We start from the raw sequence: 15,679 nt of genomic DNA, 5'->3' as shown, positions 1-15,679 counted from the left end.
GCTGACGTATCGGCCGGGAGCAAGGGCTGATGGGCGCCTATATCCTCAGACGTCTGGCGCTGATGATCCCGACCATCGTCGGCATTATGGGCATTTCGTTTCTCGTCATCCAGTTCGCGCCAGGCGGGCCGGTGGAACAGGTCGTCGCTCAATTGACGGGGCAGGGCGACAGCGCCTCCGACCGCCTCTCGGGCGGCGGCGATCTTCTCGGCCAGTCCGGCGGTTTCGATGAAAGCGGCTCGAAATATCGCGGCGCACAGGGCCTCGATCCGGAACTCATCGCCAAGCTTGAGAAACAGTTCGGTTTCGATAAGCCGCCGCTGACCCGTTTTCTCGAAATGATGTGGAATTACATCCGCTTCGATTTCGGCGACAGCTTCTTCCGTAACTCGTCGGTAATCGATCTCATCATCGACAAGCTGCCGGTATCGATGTCGCTCGGCTTCTGGATATTGATCATCTCCTACATGATCTCCATTCCGCTCGGCATCAAGAAAGCCGTTTCCGACGGCTCGACCTTCGATATCTGGACATCAGGCATCATCATCATCGGTTATGCCGTGCCGAGCTTCCTGTTCGGCATTCTTCTCATCGTGCTCTTCGCCGGCGGATCGTTCTTCGACTGGTTCCCGCTGCGCGGTCTGGTGTCGGATAATTTCGCCGATCTGAACTGGTGGCAGAAGATCATCGACTATTTCTGGCACCTGACCTTGCCGCTGATCGCGCTGTCGCTTTCGGCCTTCGCAACGACGACGCTTCTGACGAAGAATTCCTTCATCGACGAGATCAAGAAGCAATATGTCATCACCGCCCGTGCCAAGGGCCTCAGCGAGCGCAAGGTTCTTTATGGCCACGTCTTCCGCAACGCGATGCTGATTGTGATCGCCGGTTTTCCGGGCGCCTTCATCTCGGCATTCTTCACCGGTTCGCTGCTGATCGAGAATATCTTCTCGCTGGATGGCCTAGGACGCCTCGGTTATCTCTCGGTCGTCAACCGTGACTATCCGATCGTGTTCGGCACGCTCTTCATCTTCTCGCTGATGGGCCTCGTGGTCAGCCTCATTTCCGACCTCATCTACACGTGGATCGATCCGCGCATCGATTTCGAGCGGAGGGACGTGTGATGACGCTTGCCCATACCGCCGCAACGGAAACGTTGGTAAAGCCGAAGCGCCCATGGTTTTCGCCGACCACCAAGCGCCGCTGGCAGAATTTCAAGGCAAACCGGCGCGGTTACTGGTCCTTCTGGCTGTTCCTGATCCTGTTTTTCCTGAGCCTGATCGCGGAATTCATCGCCAATGACAAACCCATTTTCGCCTCCTACAAGGGCGAGTTTCTGGTGCCGGTCATGGTCGATTATCCGGAGGAAAAGTTCGGCGGTTTTCTTGCCCAGACCGATTACAAATCCTCCTTCATTCAGGACGAGATCAACGCCAATGGCTGGATGATCTGGCCGCCGATCCGCTATTCTTATCAAACGGTCAATTCCAATATTCCGCATTCTGCCCCCACCGCCCCCTTCTGGCTGATGGACGAAAAGGACCGTTGCTCCGCCTATCCGCAGGGCAATGCCGATCCCGGCTGCACGCTCGGCAACCTCAATTGGCTCGGAACCGACAATCAGGCTCGCGACGTCACGGCGCGAATGATCTACGGATTTCGCATTTCGGTACTGTTCGGCCTGACGCTGACGATTGCGTCGGCTCTCGTCGGGGTGACCGCGGGCGCGATCCAGGGCTATTTCGGCGGCTGGACGGACCTGCTGTTGCAGCGTTTCATCGAAATCTGGTCATCGATGCCGGTGCTTTATATTCTGCTGATCATCGCAGCCATTTTGCCGCCGGGCTTCTTCGTGCTGCTTGGCATCATGCTGCTGTTCTCATGGGTCGGGTTCGTCGGCATCGTGCGTGCGGAATTCCTGCGCGCCAGAAACTTCGAATATGTCCGCGCTGCCCGTGCCTTGGGCGTCGGCAACTGGACTATCATGTTCCGGCATCTTCTGCCCAACGCCATGGTGGCAACGCTGACCTTCCTTCCGTTCATCCTTTCCGGTTCGATCACCACGTTGACCTCGCTCGATTTCCTCGGCTTCGGCATGCCGCCGGGGTCGCCGTCGCTGGGCGAGATGATCGCGCAGGGCAAGAACAACCTTCAGGCGCCCTGGCTTGGCCTCACCGCCTTCTTCACCATGTCCATCATGCTGTCGCTCTTGATCTTCGTCGGCGAGGCGGTGCGAGACGCCTTCGACCCACGCAAGACGTTCCGGTGATCGCCATGATGGAAACAAAGACCCAGCCGCTTCTCTCCGTTCGTGACCTCTCCGTCGCCTTTCATCAGGGCGGCGCGACCAGTATCGCCGTTGATCAGGTCTCCTTCGACCTGATGCCGGGCGAGGTTGTCGCCCTTGTCGGGGAATCCGGCTCCGGCAAATCCGTGACGGCGAACTCCATACTGAAATTGCTGCCCTATCCGGCGGCGAGCCATCCCTCGGGTAAAATCCTGTTCGACGGCAAGGATATGCTGACGCTGCCGGAACGGGCGCTGCGTGCGGTCCGCGGCAACGACGTCACCATGATTTTTCAGGAGCCGATGACCTCGCTCAACCCGCTCCACAGCATCGAGCGGCAGATCGGCGAGATTCTGGAGTTGCATCAGGCGATCACCGGAGCGGAGGCGCGGGCGCGCACGCTGGAACTGCTGCTACAGGTGGGTATCCGCGAGCCGGAAAAGCGTCTGAAAGCCTACCCGCATGAACTGTCCGGTGGCCAGCGGCAGCGCGTGATGATTGCCATGGCGCTTGCCAACCGGCCGAAACTGCTGATCGCCGACGAACCGACAACGGCGCTCGACGTGACCGTTCAGGCGCAGATCCTCGAATTGCTGAGCGATCTCAAGACCCGGCACGGCATGTCCATGCTGTTCATCACCCATGATCTCGGTATCGTGCGCAAGTTTGCCGATCGTGTCTGCGTCATGACCAAGGGCAAGATCGTCGAGACCGGCACGGTGGAACAGGTGTTTACCGATCCGCAACACGCCTATACCCGCCATCTTCTGGCAGCCGAACCTAAGGGCGAGCCACCGCTTTCCGATACCAGCAAGCCCGTGGTCATGCAGGGCGACGACATAAAGGTCTGGTTCCCGATCAAGGCTGGGCTGATGCGCAGGGTGGTCGATCACGTCAAGGCGGTTGACGGCATCGATATCACCCTTCGCGCCGGGCAGACGGTTGGCGTCGTGGGCGAATCCGGCTCCGGCAAGACCACGCTTGGTCTGGCGCTTTCCCGGTTGATTTCCTCGCAGGGGCGGATCAGCTTCATCGGCCAGTCGATCGACAGCTATTCCTATGAAATGATGAAGCCGCTCAGAAACCGGCTTCAGGTGGTGTTTCAGGACCCCTACGGTTCGCTCAGCCCACGCATGTCAGTGGGCGAAATCGTCGCCGAGGGCCTGAAGGTGCATGAACGGTCGCTTTCGGCCGATGAGCGTGACATCCGTGTTGCCAAGGCACTCGAAGAAGTCGGTCTCGACCCGGCGACGCGCTGGCGGTATCCGCATGAATTTTCCGGCGGCCAACGCCAGCGTATCGCCATTGCCCGCGCCATGGTGCTGAAACCCCGCTTCGTCATGCTGGACGAGCCGACATCGGCGCTCGACATGAGCGTGCAGGCGCAGGTGGTCGATCTGTTGCGCGATCTCCAGGCCAAGCACGAACTCGCCTATCTCTTCATCAGCCACGACCTGAAGGTGGTCAAGGCGCTTGCCAATGACGTGATCGTCATGCGCAACGGCAAGGTGGTGGAGAGCGGCCCGGCGGCGGATATATTCGCCGATCCGCAGCAGGAATACACCAAGGCCCTGCTGGCCGCCGCCTTCAATATCGAGGCGGTTGAAACCAAAGCGGTGAGCCAGTAGCGGGCGCATTGCAGTTTCTATTAAGGCGATGATTTTTCTGTTGCTTTGCTGAAAATGCCGACCCATGTTGCGGAAGACGTGATGCGGAAACGGATTGAATGCCATGGCAGCGGATGTGATCGTTTTGGGGGCGGGGATCATCGGGGTCTCCGTCGCTTTGCAACTGGCCCGCAGGGGCAAATCGGTCGTCCTGGTGGACCGGCGGGGACCGGGTGAGGAAACTTCCTTCGGCAATGCCGGGCTGATCCAGAGAGAGGGCGTTGTGCCTTACGCCTTCCCGCAGGAGGTCAGCCGGCTGCTCCGATATTCCCTGAACAACAGCATCGATGCCCGTTATCATCTGTCGGCCCTGCCCAAGATCGCGCCCTTTCTCAGTCGTTACTGGTACAACTCTTCGGCCACACGCCACGCCACGATTGCCCGCGCCTATGCGCCGCTGATCGAACATTCGGTTTCCGAGCATAGCGTCCTGATCGACGAGGCCAAGGCCGGTGATCTGATCGTGAAAAATGGCTGGATGGAGGCCTATAGGACCGCCGAAAAGCGGGATGCCGATTATGCTTTCGCCGAGCGGCTGGCGCGCGACCACGGCATTTCCCATACCAAACTCGACGCTGAAGAACTGGCCGCAGCGGAACCGCATCTCAGCCGCGATTTCGTCGGTGGCCTGAAATGGAACGATCCCTGGTCGGTGCTCGATCCGCATGCGCTGACGCTTGCCTATCTACGACTGTTCGAAAGCCTCGGCGGAACCTTTGTCCGGGGCGATGCATCCACGCTCAGCCAGACGGTAAACGGCTGGACGGTGCGCACCGAAACGGGCGCAGTCGAGGCGGAACAGGCCGTCGTGGCACTTGGCCCGTGGGCGGATACCGTGACGGAGCGCCTCGGTTATCGCTTTCCGCTCGGTGTGAAGCGCGGCTATCACATGCACTATGCGGCGCAGGAGGGCACGAAGCTCAACAATTGGCTGATTGACGGGGAGCGCGGTTATTTTTTGGCGCCGATGCGAAAAGGCATCCGCCTGACGACCGGTGCGGAATTCGCCGAACGCGATGCGCCGAAATCCCCCGTGCAGATCGAGCGGGCGGAACGGGTCGCCCGCACCGCCTTTCCTCTCGGCGGCAGGCTGGATGCGGAACCGTGGATGGGAGCACGCCCCTGTACACCGGATATGATGCCGATCATCGGCAAGGCGCCGCGTCATAAAACGCTATGGTTCGCTTTCGGCCATGCCCATCACGGGCTGACACTTGGGCCTATCACCGGCCGCGTGCTGGCGGAAACCATGCTGGGAGAAACGCCGGTCATCGCCATCGATGCCTATCGCCCCGAAAGGTTCAATCCCTAGATCCTGATGACCTAAAGTCATCAGGATCTAGATTATGCGTTTGGAGCGGGATCTCAGGCGAAAACCGCGCACACTTTTCGCCATCCCGCTCTGATGGCTGAATCCGCTGGCCTTCCTGCGGCGGGCCACGTAACATGGGCATATCCAAGGGGAAAAAGGGCGAGCGTCATCATGACGGCGAGGTTTCTCATCTATCAGCAGCAGGACGATTTTCGTTAGCGAAGCGCTTCTGCGCGCGAAACAGAAGAGAAACGGCCTGCTGGTGCATGATGTATGATATTGAAGACGCAAAGAAATTTTTCGCCGATAACCCCGATATCGAAATTCTCGAAGCCTTCGTCATAGACGCAAACGGCGTGCCGCGCGGCAAATGGATTCCGCGCGAACGGGCCATCGATGTTCTTGAAAAGGGGATGGCGATCCCGCGCTCGGTCTATGCGCTGGATATCTGGGGCCGCGATGTGCACGCCGCAGGCCTTGCCGAAGGTACGGGCGATCCGGACGGGTTCTGCTTTCCTGTTCCCGGCACGCTGTCGCGGGTGACATGGCTTGGCCGACCGACCGCGCAGGTCCTGCTCGCGATGAAAAATCCGGATGGAACAGGGTTTTACGGTGATCCGCGCAATGTTCTGGCGCGGGTTCTGGAAGCATACAAAAAGGCCGGTCTCACACCGGTCGTGGCCACCGAACTCGAATTCTATCTGATCGACCCGGTTCGCTCCGCGCTCGATCCCGTTCGTCCGCCACACAGCCGCGAAGGCCGTTGGCACACGGGCCAGACACAGGTTCTGTCGATTTCCGAATTGCAGGATTTCGAGGATGTCTTCCACGATATCGCCACCGCTTGCCGGGCGCAGGGCGTTCTTGCCGATACGACGCTGCGGGAAAACGGCCCCGGACAATATGAGATCAACCTCAATCACGTGCCGGACGCATTGCGGGCCGCCGACTTTGCGGTCTTCCTGAAACGCATCGTCAAGGGTGTGGCGCGGCGGCATGAACTTGACGCCACCTTCATGGCCAAGCCCTACGGCTTGCAGGCCGGCAACGGCATGCATGTGCATTTCTCGGTTCTCGATGGTGACGGCACCAACATCTACGGTGGGGAAAATGGCCCGTCCGACGCGCTGATGCATTCGGTCGGCGGTCTCTTGGAAAATATGGGGGAAAGCATGGCGATCTTCGCTCCCCATGCCAATTCCTATCGCCGCCTGACGCCCAGCGAGCATGCGCCCACCTATGCCTCCTGGGGCATCGACAACCGCTCGGCGGCGGTGCGCGTCATCACCGCCAGCAAGGCCGCGACCCGTATCGAACATCGTGTCGCCGGCGCCGATACCAATCCCTATCTCGTCGTGGCGATGATCCTGAGTGCGGCGCTCGCCGGCATGAAGGAAAAACGCCAGCCCGGTGGCGCGATTTCCGGCGACAGCCACGCCATCAATCACGAGCCCCTGCCCACCAACTGGGATTATGCTCTTCAGCGCTTCACGCGTTCGAGCTTCGCTTATGCAACGCTCGGCCAGCGCTATCGCACCTTGTTTTCTGCCTGCAAGCAGCAGGAACTTTCCGAATTTTCCCTGCGTGTAACCGACGTCGAATATGACGCCTATATCAGGACGGTGTGAGATGGCTGAGGTGACGAATATTCCCAACCCCGGCCACACATCCTCCTGGTATGCGGCCTCCGCCAATGTCAAATCCGTGCGGCCCTCGCTGGAAGGCGCACTGGAAGCGGATATCTGCATCATCGGCGGCGGGTTTACCGGCATTTCCGCCGCCCTCGAACTTTCCGAACGCGGTTATTCCGTCATCGTGCTGGAGGGGGTGCGGGTCGGCTTCGGCGCTTCGGGCCGCAATGGTGGCCAGATCGTCAATGGCTACAGCCGCGACCTCGAAACAATCGCCAGTCGTTACGGTCATGAAAAGGCGGTGAAACTCGGGGAGATGTCGCTGGAAGGCGGCGCGATCATCCGTGAGCGCATCACGAAATACGCCATCGATTGCGATCTCGTTGATGGCGGCTTTTTCGCCGCCTTTACGCCCAAGCAAATCCGCGAGATGGAGGCCCACAAGGCCCATTGGGAAAAACACGGCCATGGCGGACTTGAGATGGTCGCCAAAGCCGATGTCGGAAAATACGTGCAGACCGACCGTTATGCCGGCGGCATGATTGACCGCTTCGGGGGGCACATCCATCCGCTCAATCTGGTGCAGGGGGAAGCGGCGGCGGCCGAAAGCCTCGGTGCGCGTATTTTTGAAAACTCGCGGGTCATTTCGCTGGAGCAGGGTGCGAACCCCGTAGTCCGCACGGCAATGGGCAGCGTGAAGGCGAAATATGTTCTCGTCTGCGGTAATGCCTATCTCGGTAAGCTGCTGCCGGAAATCGGCGACCGGATGATGCCGGTCTCAAGCCAGGTCATGGCGACGGAGCCGCTCGATGCCGACCTGATCGAGAAACTCCTGCCCGCCAACTATTGCGTCGAGGATGCGAATTACATTCTCGATTATTATCGCCGCACCTCCGACAACCGCCTGCTTTATGGCGGTGGCATCGGTTATGGCGGCAGCGACCCGACGGACCTGACCGGTGTCATCCGACCGAACATGCTGAAGACCTTCCCGCAACTGGAAAAGACCAGGATAGATTTCGCCTGGAGCGGCAATTTCGCGCTGACACTCACGCGCATCCCGCATATGGGCAAGCTGTCGGACAATGTCTATTTCTCGCATGGCGATAGCGGCCACGGTGTCACCACCACGCATCTGCTCGGCAAGATACTGGGCGAGGTCGTTGCGGGCCACGCCGAGCGTTTCGATGTCTGGAGTTCGCTGCCGAACTATCCGTTCCCCGGCGGCAAGACATTCCGCGTGCCGCTGACCGTGCTTGGCGCATGGTGGTACGGCATGCGCGACAGGCTCGGATTTTAAAACGTCACCGCTTGCAAACCGGAAAGTGCGTTTTTCGCAATATCCTCCGGTGTGGCGTCGATGCTGACGGTCACGACACCAGGTTCACCGGTCGGCACTTCCAGCGTCGCAAGCTGGGTCTGGAGCAGCGAGAGCGGCATGAAGTGGCCCTTGCGCTCGCCCATGCGCCGGCTGAGAAGTTCCAGGCTACCGTCCAGATAGACGAAAGCGAGCGAGCCACCGGCGGCTTTGCGAAGTCGGTCGCGATAGATTTTCTTGAGCGCCGAGCAGGAAACGACGACGCCGTTATTTTCACGGCCCTTGTGCAGTTCCGCGCCGATGAGATCGAGCCACGGCCAGCGGTCTTCATCGGTCAGCGGAATGCCCTCCGACATTTTATCGACATTGGATTTCGGGTGAAGCTTGTCACCCTCAATGAAGGCAATGCCCAGTTTTTCCGCCAGTTCCTCTGCGACTGTGGACTTGCCAGAGCCGCTCACTCCCATCACGACGATTGCCTGTGTCACCCGAACCTCGAATGTTTCTGTTTCGACGGTCTGCCCCTAACATGTGCAGCGGGTGCCGGGAACATAAAAATGAGGCGCTTCCTGCCGCTAATGTCCCGTTTTCCGAGCCGCCGCCCTTTCCAGCGCTGAAAAAGCAGCATGGATCAGGATCGCGAGAGCGGCGACGATCAAGCCGCCTTGGAGGATGAAGGCGAGATTGTTGGATTGCAAACCGGCGATGATGACTTCCCCGAGCGTTCGGGCGGCAACCGTGGAGCCGATGGTCGCGGTCGAAAGGCTGATGACCGCCGAAAGCCTGACGCCTGCGAGAATTGCCGGAAGGGCAAGCGGCAGCTCCACTTTGACAAGCCGCTGCCAGCCAGTCATGCCGCTGCCTCTGGCGGCATCCATCACGGCGGCGGGCAGGGTCGTCAGTCCGGTCAGCGTATTTTCGAAAACCGGCAGCAGCGCATAGAGAAACAGTGCGATGAGCGTGGGTTTTTCGCCAAAACCGATCATCGGTACCGCCAGCGCCAGCACTGCCACCGGCGGAAAGGTCTGGCCGATATTGACGATGCTGCGCGACAACGGCAGAAAATCCGTGCCGAAGGGACGGGTGACGAGAACCGCAAGAGCGCCCGCCACCAGAGTGGCCAGCCCCGTGGCGATCCCGACAATGGTCAGATGCGAAAGTGTCAGGGAAAACAGATTGGCCTGCGTGTAGATCGCCGGCGCATTGGCCTGCACGAGAGGGCGGAATACCGGCGTGAAGATTTGCGGCGCCGCGAGAAAGACGATCAGCGCCAGCACCAGAAGTCCGGGGGCGAAAAACGAAGCGGCGTTTTTCATGGGGTTCCGGCAGCACGCTGGAGGAGAACATCGCGCCGTACCCGGCCCGCCGGCTGACCATCGTCTTTGAGCACCGGCAAGGCATCGCAGCCCGCCCATAACATCGCCGACAGGGCGTCGCGCTGGCTGGTGTGCTCGTTCAACGGTTCGCCTTCCGCATGTCCCGGCTCCACGATATCAGCGACGGACAGGACGGAAAGCAGCTTAAGGGCGCGCTCGTTTTCGCCGATCATGGTGCGGACGAAATCCGTCGCCGGCTTCAGCACCAGTTCGGCCGGCGGGCAGTCCTGAACGATACGGCCCTTGTCCATGACGGCGATGCGGTCCGCCAGATGGAAGGCCTCGTCCATATCATGCGTGACGAGAACGATCGTGACGCCGAGCTTCTTCTGGATATCGAGAAGATCGTTCTGGGCCTTGGCACGGATAACCGGGTCCAGAGCGCCGAAAGGTTCGTCCATCAACAGGATGTTCGGTTCGGCCGCCAGCGCACGGGCCACGCCGACGCGCTGCTGCTGGCCGCCCGAAAGCTCATGCGGAAAGCGATCCGCATAAAGCGCGGGATCAAGCTGGAAGAGATGCATCAGCGCATCGATTTTCGCATCAATGCGTTTGCGGTCCCAGCCGATCAGCTGCGGCACGGTCGCAATATTCTCCGCCACGGTGCGATGCGGAAACAGCCCATGGCCCTGAATGGCGTAGCCGATTTGGCGGCGCAGCTTGAAGCCGGGCATAGTGCTCACATCGTTCCCGTCGATGCGGATCGTGCCGGAGGTCGGCTCCACCAGCCGGTTTATCATGCGCAGAAGAGTGGTTTTTCCCGAGCCGGAAGTGCCGACGATGACGGTGACGGTGCGGGGCGGGACGGTCAGCGAGACCTGATCGACCACGGCCGTATCGACATATCGTTTCGTGATGGTGTCGATCTCGATCATGCCTTTTGCCTTCCGCCTGCGCTGAAGAGATTGCTGTCGATGAGGGCGTCGAGCGCTATAGCGGCGGCAAAGCCGAGCAGCACGGTCGGCACGGTGCCGAGCAGGACGAGGTCCATCGCCGTCTGCCCGATGCCCTGAAACACGAAAACGCCAAATCCGCCGCCGCCGATCAGCGCCGCGATGGTCGCCAGCCCGATATTCTGCACCAAGACGATGCGAATACCGGTGAGAATGACCGGCATGGCCAGCGGAAACTCCACTCGCAGTAACCTTTGCACCGCCGTCATCCCAAGCCCACGCGCTGCTTCCCGCACCGCTTGCGAGACGCCGGAAAGGCCGACCACCGTATTGGAGACGACAGGCAGCAGCGAATAGAGAAACAGCGCCACGAAAGCGGGCGCCATACCGATGCCGGCGATGCCGATCTTCGCCGCGCCCGGTACATTGGCCGCCATCCATCCGAGCGGCGCGATCAGAAGACCGAAAAGGGCGATGGAGGGAATGGTCTGGACGATGTTGAGAGCGTTCAGCACGCCGGAGCGCAATCGCTCGACCTTGTGACAAAGGATGCCGAGCGGGATACCCGCGACGGTCGCAGCCACAAGTGAGCCAATGGCAAGCTCCACATGCCGGCGTGCCTCGGTCCAGAAGGTATCGGCCCGGCCGGTATATTCCTTGATGATGGAAAGATCGCCCCAGAGGCCGCTTGTCAGAACCGCTGCAAGCGCTGCCATGGCCATCAACAGCAGCAAAATCCGCAAGCCCGGCTTCGGCTGGAGGCGGGCGATACAATCCGTGGCAAGTAAGGCCAGCCCCGCAAACATCAGCCAGAAACCGCTCGCCGGCGAAACGCGCGCAAAGCCGTTACCCTCGGGTGTCAGGGCAGACGCCGCCTGCCCGACGAAGATTGCCAGCGCCGCAAGGCCCACCAGCGCGGCTGCGAGTTTCAGGCGCGCCGGAAAGCGGAAAAAGGCGACGAAGGCAGCGAGGAGGATGATCGCGACGAGGATGGTTGCGGCAGAAACCGGAAGGGCTTCGAAGATCGTCCGGGTTTCGCCCTGAACGATCCGGTTGGCGCGCAATGTCATGAAGGGAGACGCGAAAAGCGCGTAGAGAAGCAGGCACGAAATCAGCACGCCCACCTTGTCAGGCCATTTCGTCAAATTTCGCTCCCTCTGGACCATGGATACGGCGGGATAACGAAACCGCGCGTGGTTTCCGCTATCCCGCTCGTTAGAGGCAATTACTTAAGGAAACCGTTCTTCGTCAGGAAGTCGGTCGCGACGGTCTTGGCCTGTTCGCCGCCCACTTGTACGCGGGCGTTCAAGTCCTGCAAGGTCGCCAGATCCAGCTTTTCAAACACGGGTTTCAGCAATTCTTCGATATTGGGGTGCTTTTTCAGAACCTCTTCGCGAATGATCGGCGCTGGCTGGTAGACGGGCTGCACATGCTTGTCGTCCTCAAGCACCACAAGACCGGAGGGGGCGATGCCGCCATCGGTGCCATAGACCATGGCGGCATTGGCATTGTTCGTCTGATTGGCGGCGGCGGCGATCGTGGCGGCGGTATCGCCGCCGGAAAGCGTGATCAGCTGGTCCGGTTTCATGGTGAAGCCGTAAGTGGTCTGAAATGCCGGCAAGGCGGCGGCGGAGTTGACGAATTCCGAGGATGCGGCAAGAACCACCTCACCGCCACCGGCGATATATTTGCCGAAGTCCGAAAGCGTCTTCAGATTGTTTTTGTCGGCAACATCTTTGCGCAGCGCAATCGCCCAGGTGTTGTTTGCCGGTGATGGTGCCAGCCAGACGATCTTGTTGGCGTCGTAATCGAGCGTTTTGGCTTCCTCATATCCCTTGACGGCATCCTTCCAGAGCGGGTCGTCCGCCTTGGAGAAAAAGAAGGCGGCATTGCCGGTATATTCCGGATAGATGTCGATCTCGCCCGCCATGATCGCCTTTCTGACGACCGGCGTTGCGCCGAGCTGGATGCGATCCGTTGTCTCGATATTGTTCTGTTTCAGAACGGCGAGGATGATGTTGCCGAGAACGCCGCCTTCCGTGTCGATTTTCGACGACACGACCACCTGCGCCTGGGCAATGGAGCCAAAAAGTGCAAGCGCAAGTCCGGCGCCCGTCAACGTCATCAAGCGGTTCATGAAAGTTCCTCCGGTGGGTCAGCCTGCCAAACAGGTGAAAAGTCGCCGCCGCAATTGCGGCCAAGCCGTAACGGCCCCGAGGAAAAATGGTTGCAAGGAAGGCCGCATTTTTATGTGCCTGCCTCAGGCTGCTGACCCCCCCCCGCTATGTTTCGCCGTCTTGCTTGCGCGCGCCCTTGCCCATGACGAGCGGCATGAGAACCGACAGAAACAGGAGCCTGAGGACGTGATGCGAGCCGACATAGGCGGTATCGGCATGCATCATCACGGCCATGGCTGCCATGGTTTCAAGACCGCCCGGCGAATAGGCGATCATGACGGCATTGAGCGGTACGCCGGTGATGCTGGAAATCATCCAGGCGATGCTTCCGGCAATCAGCATGACGGCGATGGTGACGACGAAACCCGCCAGAAAGCCTTTCCGCACATCCATCAGCGACACATTCGAAAAGCGTGTGCCGATGAGACAGCCGATCAGCACATAGACCGGCAGGCTGAGCCAAGTCGGAACGCCACCCTCGGTGAGGCCGGTAATGTGGGTGCCGATGGATATGGCAACGCCGCCGAGCAGCAGGGCAGCCGGAAATTTCCATCGCAGGAAGAGCCATCCCATCGCAAGCGACGCGCCGATGGTCAGCGCCAGTGTGAACAGGCCCATGGGTGGGTTGACGATGAGCGGTTCCGTGCTGACCAGATCGAAATATTCGACGATCAGCGGCACGGAAAGCGTGAGCGCCAATACCCGCACGCTTTGCACGATACTGACGGTCGCAAGGTCGCTTTTCGTCTCGGCGCCGAGGCTGATGATATAGCTGAGGTGGCCGGGAGAAGCGCCCAGCATCGCCGTCGTCCGGTCGTATCCGAAGCCGTAATGCAGAATCCAGTAGGCGACATAAAGCATGATGACGACGGCGGCGAGCACGACGACGAAGCTCAGGGGCCACGTCTTTGCGGCATCGATCACCGAGGGCGTCACGCTCGTTCCCATCGAAATGCCGACGACGACGAAACAGGCATTGCGGATAAAGGCTGGAATTCCAAGTTTTGCGCCGGCCAGTCCCGTAATCGTTACGGCGAGCGCCGGACCGGAAAGAAAGGGTGCGGGAATATCGAGCAGGCTGGCAAGCAGCGCACCCATGCTGCCGACGAGTGCGGTAAGCGCAAATGTGTGGAATTCAGGCTTGATGATCATTGCGACGCTGGCTGCTTGCTTCAAAAAAGCTCGCGACCAAATGCGCCGCTTCGTCTCGCGACGTCAACACGCAAGGCCAAAAATATTGCATTTCAGGCGTATTCCATAAAAGAAAAGCCCGTGACCTGCGGACACGGGCTATCGCATTTGCCGGTCGGGCAATGGGATGATCAGGCGGCCGGAAGGGCGGCGATCTTCGGCATTTCCGTGTCGATACCGAGCAGGAAGTTGATCTGGGGCCGCGCCTTGACGAGATCGTCGATCGAATAGTCCGCCAGCACATCGAAGAAGGCGTTAAGCGCCTTGCGAAGCGCCGTGTTCAGGCCGCAGCTGTCCACTAGCGGACATTCGACAGCGCCGTCCTCGAAACATTCGGCCATGGCAAAGCTGTCTTCGGTGACCTTCACCACGTCGAACAGGCTGATCTTCTCGGCAGGCTTGCCAAGTCGCACGCCGCCATTGCGGCCGCGCACGGTTTCCACCAGGCCGGCCTTGTTGAGCGGCTGCAGAATTTTGAAAAGGAACAGCTCAGAGACGCCGTAAGCCCTGGCAATCTCCGGAATGCGGCTCAACTTGCCTTGGTTTGCGGCGCAATACATCAACATGCGAACCGCATAGTTGGTCTGTTTGGTCAAACGCATGCTGGTCTCCTAACTCTCAATGTGGAGTTATATAGTCTCTTTTTCAGTTTAGAACAATTCCAGAAACTGAAAAAACTGGTATCCATCAGATATTTCTCAAACAGCCTTGTTGACCGCTCTGATGATTCATGAACAAACAAGTCAAGAATTTGAATGTAATGGAGACATTCGTAATGGCAAGCTTGAAATCCTGTTTTTCCGCTGCCGTTGTTTCGGGCCTGACGATCCTCTCGGCCGCGCCCGCCGCTTTTGCGGATGGTGAGGTGAACGTCTATTCCTACCGGCAGCCGGAATTGATCCAGCCGCTGCTTGACGCCTTCACCAAAGAAACGGGCATAGAGGCCAACGTTCTTTTCCTCGACAAGGGGTTGGTGGAGCGCATTCAGGCCGAGGACGTCAATTCGCCGGCCGACGTGTTGCTGACGGTCGATATCGCCCGCCTAGTCGAGGCGAAAGAAGGCGGCGTCACGCAGCCGGTGCTGAACGATCCCGTCATTGAAAAGGATATCCCGGCCAATCTGCGCGATCCGCAGGGCGAGTGGTTCGGCCTGACGACGCGCGGCCGGGTGGTCTATGCCTCGAAGGAACGGGTAACCCAGAAGGACATCACCTATGAGGAGCTTGCCGACCCGAAATGGAAGGGCAAGATCTGCATTCGCGACGGCCAGCATTCCTACAATATCGCGCTGATCGCCTCGATGATCGCCCATCATGGCGTCGATTATACCCGGACATGGCTGACCGGCCTCAAGAACAATCTGGCCCGCAAGCCTGATGGAACGGATCGCAGCCAGGCGAAATCGATCTTTTCAGGCGAATGTGACATCGCGCTCGGCAATACCTATTATGTCGGCCTGATGCTGACCAATGACCGCGAGCCGGAAGAACAGGAATGGGCTGGGTCGGTGCGGGTGATCTTCCCCAATGCGGGCGATCGCGGCACGCATGTGAATATTTCCGGCATGGCGCTGACAAAATACGCACCCAACAAGGACAATGCGCTGAAGCTGATGGAATTCCTGGCATCGCGCGAGGCGCAGGAAATCTACGCCAAGCAGGTCTTTGAATATCCGGTGCTGTCCGGCGCGGAGCCTTCCGATGTCGTCAAGGGTTTCGGGCCCATCAATCCCGACAAGCTGCCGCTGACGGATATCGCCGCCCATCGCAAGCAGGCATCCGAACTGGTGGATGAAGTGGGCTTCAACGACGGTCCGACCAACTGATA

The 15,679-nt window shown here is 59.6% G+C and carries 14 protein-coding genes; 7 read left to right on the top strand and 7 right to left on the bottom strand.

Features of this window, described 5'->3' with window-relative positions; all coding sequences use genetic code 11:
* Positions 1 to 29 precede the first annotated feature (29 nt).
* The 6 genes from QSK43_RS02325 to QSK43_RS02300 all read left to right on the top strand — a co-directional run bounded on the left by QSK43_RS02325 (position 30) and on the right by QSK43_RS02300 (position 8,197).
* A complete protein-coding gene (locus QSK43_RS02325; protein WP_332302152.1) occupies positions 30 to 1,124 on the top strand; it encodes a microcin C ABC transporter permease YejB in 1,095 nt (364 codons plus the stop codon).
* Positions 1,124 to 2,269, top strand: a complete 1,146-nt coding sequence (locus tag QSK43_RS02320) for an ABC transporter permease (RefSeq protein ID WP_003514514.1) — start codon at positions 1,124 to 1,126, stop codon at positions 2,267 to 2,269. The genes QSK43_RS02325 and QSK43_RS02320 overlap by 1 nt, the downstream gene beginning before the upstream one ends.
* A gap of 5 nt (positions 2,270 to 2,274) precedes the next feature.
* A complete protein-coding gene (locus QSK43_RS02315) occupies positions 2,275 to 3,915 on the top strand; it encodes an ABC transporter ATP-binding protein (RefSeq protein WP_332302151.1) in 1,641 nt (546 codons plus the stop codon).
* Between the two features lie 103 nt (positions 3,916 to 4,018).
* Entirely contained in the window at positions 4,019 to 5,266 is a 1,248-nt protein-coding gene (locus QSK43_RS02310; protein ID WP_332302150.1) for an NAD(P)/FAD-dependent oxidoreductase, read from the top strand.
* A gap of 266 nt (positions 5,267 to 5,532) precedes the next feature.
* Positions 5,533 to 6,894 (top strand): glutamine synthetase family protein, encoded by a 1,362-nt coding sequence (locus QSK43_RS02305; protein WP_045018113.1) that lies wholly within the window; start codon positions 5,533 to 5,535, stop codon positions 6,892 to 6,894.
* 1 nt (position 6,895) lies between these two features.
* On the top strand, positions 6,896 to 8,197 hold the full coding sequence (locus tag QSK43_RS02300; protein WP_332302149.1) for an NAD(P)/FAD-dependent oxidoreductase: 1,302 nt from the start codon (positions 6,896 to 6,898) through the stop codon (positions 8,195 to 8,197).
* Here the strand turns inward: QSK43_RS02300 and QSK43_RS02295 are convergent.
* The 7 genes from QSK43_RS02295 to rirA form a co-directional block, all read right to left on the bottom strand.
* Positions 8,194 to 8,682, bottom strand: a complete 489-nt coding sequence (locus QSK43_RS02295) for a gluconokinase (protein ID WP_332302240.1) — start codon at positions 8,680 to 8,682, stop codon at positions 8,194 to 8,196. The two genes, QSK43_RS02300 and QSK43_RS02295, sit on opposite strands and share 4 nt — an antisense overlap.
* Before the next feature lie 108 nt (positions 8,683 to 8,790).
* A complete protein-coding gene (locus QSK43_RS02290; protein ID WP_332302148.1) occupies positions 8,791 to 9,531 on the bottom strand; it encodes an ABC transporter permease in 741 nt (246 codons plus the stop codon).
* Positions 9,528 to 10,466, bottom strand: coding sequence for an ABC transporter ATP-binding protein (locus tag QSK43_RS02285; protein WP_332302147.1), 939 nt, complete (start codon positions 10,464 to 10,466; stop codon positions 9,528 to 9,530). Before QSK43_RS02285 ends, QSK43_RS02290 begins: the two co-directional genes overlap by 4 nt.
* Positions 10,463 to 11,629, bottom strand: coding sequence for an ABC transporter permease (locus QSK43_RS02280; protein ID WP_332302146.1), 1,167 nt, complete (start codon positions 11,627 to 11,629; stop codon positions 10,463 to 10,465). The genes QSK43_RS02285 and QSK43_RS02280 overlap by 4 nt, the downstream gene beginning before the upstream one ends.
* A gap of 80 nt (positions 11,630 to 11,709) precedes the next feature.
* The gene (gene osmF, locus QSK43_RS02275) at positions 11,710 to 12,621 is read right to left on the bottom strand and encodes a glycine betaine ABC transporter substrate-binding protein OsmF (protein WP_332302145.1); all 912 of its coding nucleotides are present in this window, start codon (positions 12,619 to 12,621) and stop codon (positions 11,710 to 11,712) included.
* Between the two features lie 145 nt (positions 12,622 to 12,766).
* A complete protein-coding gene (locus QSK43_RS02270; protein ID WP_332302144.1) occupies positions 12,767 to 13,813 on the bottom strand; it encodes an AbrB family transcriptional regulator in 1,047 nt (348 codons plus the stop codon).
* 170 nt (positions 13,814 to 13,983) lie between these two features.
* The gene (rirA, locus tag QSK43_RS02265) at positions 13,984 to 14,454 is read right to left on the bottom strand and encodes an iron-responsive transcriptional regulator RirA (protein ID WP_332302143.1); all 471 of its coding nucleotides are present in this window, start codon (positions 14,452 to 14,454) and stop codon (positions 13,984 to 13,986) included.
* Between the two features lie 173 nt (positions 14,455 to 14,627).
* Between rirA and QSK43_RS02260 the strand changes: the two genes are divergently transcribed.
* Entirely contained in the window at positions 14,628 to 15,677 is a 1,050-nt protein-coding gene (locus QSK43_RS02260) for a Fe(3+) ABC transporter substrate-binding protein (RefSeq protein WP_332302142.1), read from the top strand.
* Positions 15,678 to 15,679 lie beyond the last annotated feature (2 nt).

This window comes from Rhizobium sp. GR12 (assembly GCF_036596185.1).
GTDB classification, from domain to species: domain Bacteria; phylum Pseudomonadota; class Alphaproteobacteria; order Rhizobiales; family Rhizobiaceae; genus Agrobacterium; species Agrobacterium nepotum.
The sequence above is the reverse complement of the archived record's forward strand: the minus strand, read 5'-3'. Positions and strand labels throughout refer to the sequence as shown.

Bases quoted from the DNA above. Each gene is read 5' to 3' on its own strand.
- QSK43_RS02285 (WP_332302147.1), bottom strand. From the start codon at position 10,466: ATGATCGAGATCGACACCATCACGAAACGATATGTCGATACGGCCGTG.
- QSK43_RS02290 (WP_332302148.1), bottom strand. From the start codon at position 9,531: ATGAAAAACGCCGCTTCGTTTTTCGCCCCCGGACTTCTGGTGCTGGCG.
- QSK43_RS02315 (WP_332302151.1), top strand. From the start codon at position 2,275: ATGATGGAAACAAAGACCCAGCCGCTTCTCTCCGTTCGTGACCTCTCC.
- QSK43_RS02260 (WP_332302142.1), top strand. From the start codon at position 14,628: ATGGCAAGCTTGAAATCCTGTTTTTCCGCTGCCGTTGTTTCGGGCCTG.
- osmF (WP_332302145.1), bottom strand. From the start codon at position 12,621: ATGAACCGCTTGATGACGTTGACGGGCGCCGGACTTGCGCTTGCACTT.
- QSK43_RS02270 (WP_332302144.1), bottom strand. From the start codon at position 13,813: ATGATCATCAAGCCTGAATTCCACACATTTGCGCTTACCGCACTCGTC.
- QSK43_RS02320 (WP_003514514.1), top strand. From the start codon at position 1,124: ATGACGCTTGCCCATACCGCCGCAACGGAAACGTTGGTAAAGCCGAAG.
- QSK43_RS02300 (WP_332302149.1), top strand. From the start codon at position 6,896: ATGGCTGAGGTGACGAATATTCCCAACCCCGGCCACACATCCTCCTGG.
- QSK43_RS02310 (WP_332302150.1), top strand. From the start codon at position 4,019: ATGGCAGCGGATGTGATCGTTTTGGGGGCGGGGATCATCGGGGTCTCC.
- QSK43_RS02325 (WP_332302152.1), top strand. From the start codon at position 30: ATGGGCGCCTATATCCTCAGACGTCTGGCGCTGATGATCCCGACCATC.
- QSK43_RS02295 (WP_332302240.1), bottom strand. From the start codon at position 8,682: ATGGGAGTGAGCGGCTCTGGCAAGTCCACAGTCGCAGAGGAACTGGCG.
- QSK43_RS02305 (WP_045018113.1), top strand. From the start codon at position 5,533: ATGATGTATGATATTGAAGACGCAAAGAAATTTTTCGCCGATAACCCC.
- rirA (WP_332302143.1), bottom strand. From the start codon at position 14,454: ATGCGTTTGACCAAACAGACCAACTATGCGGTTCGCATGTTGATGTAT.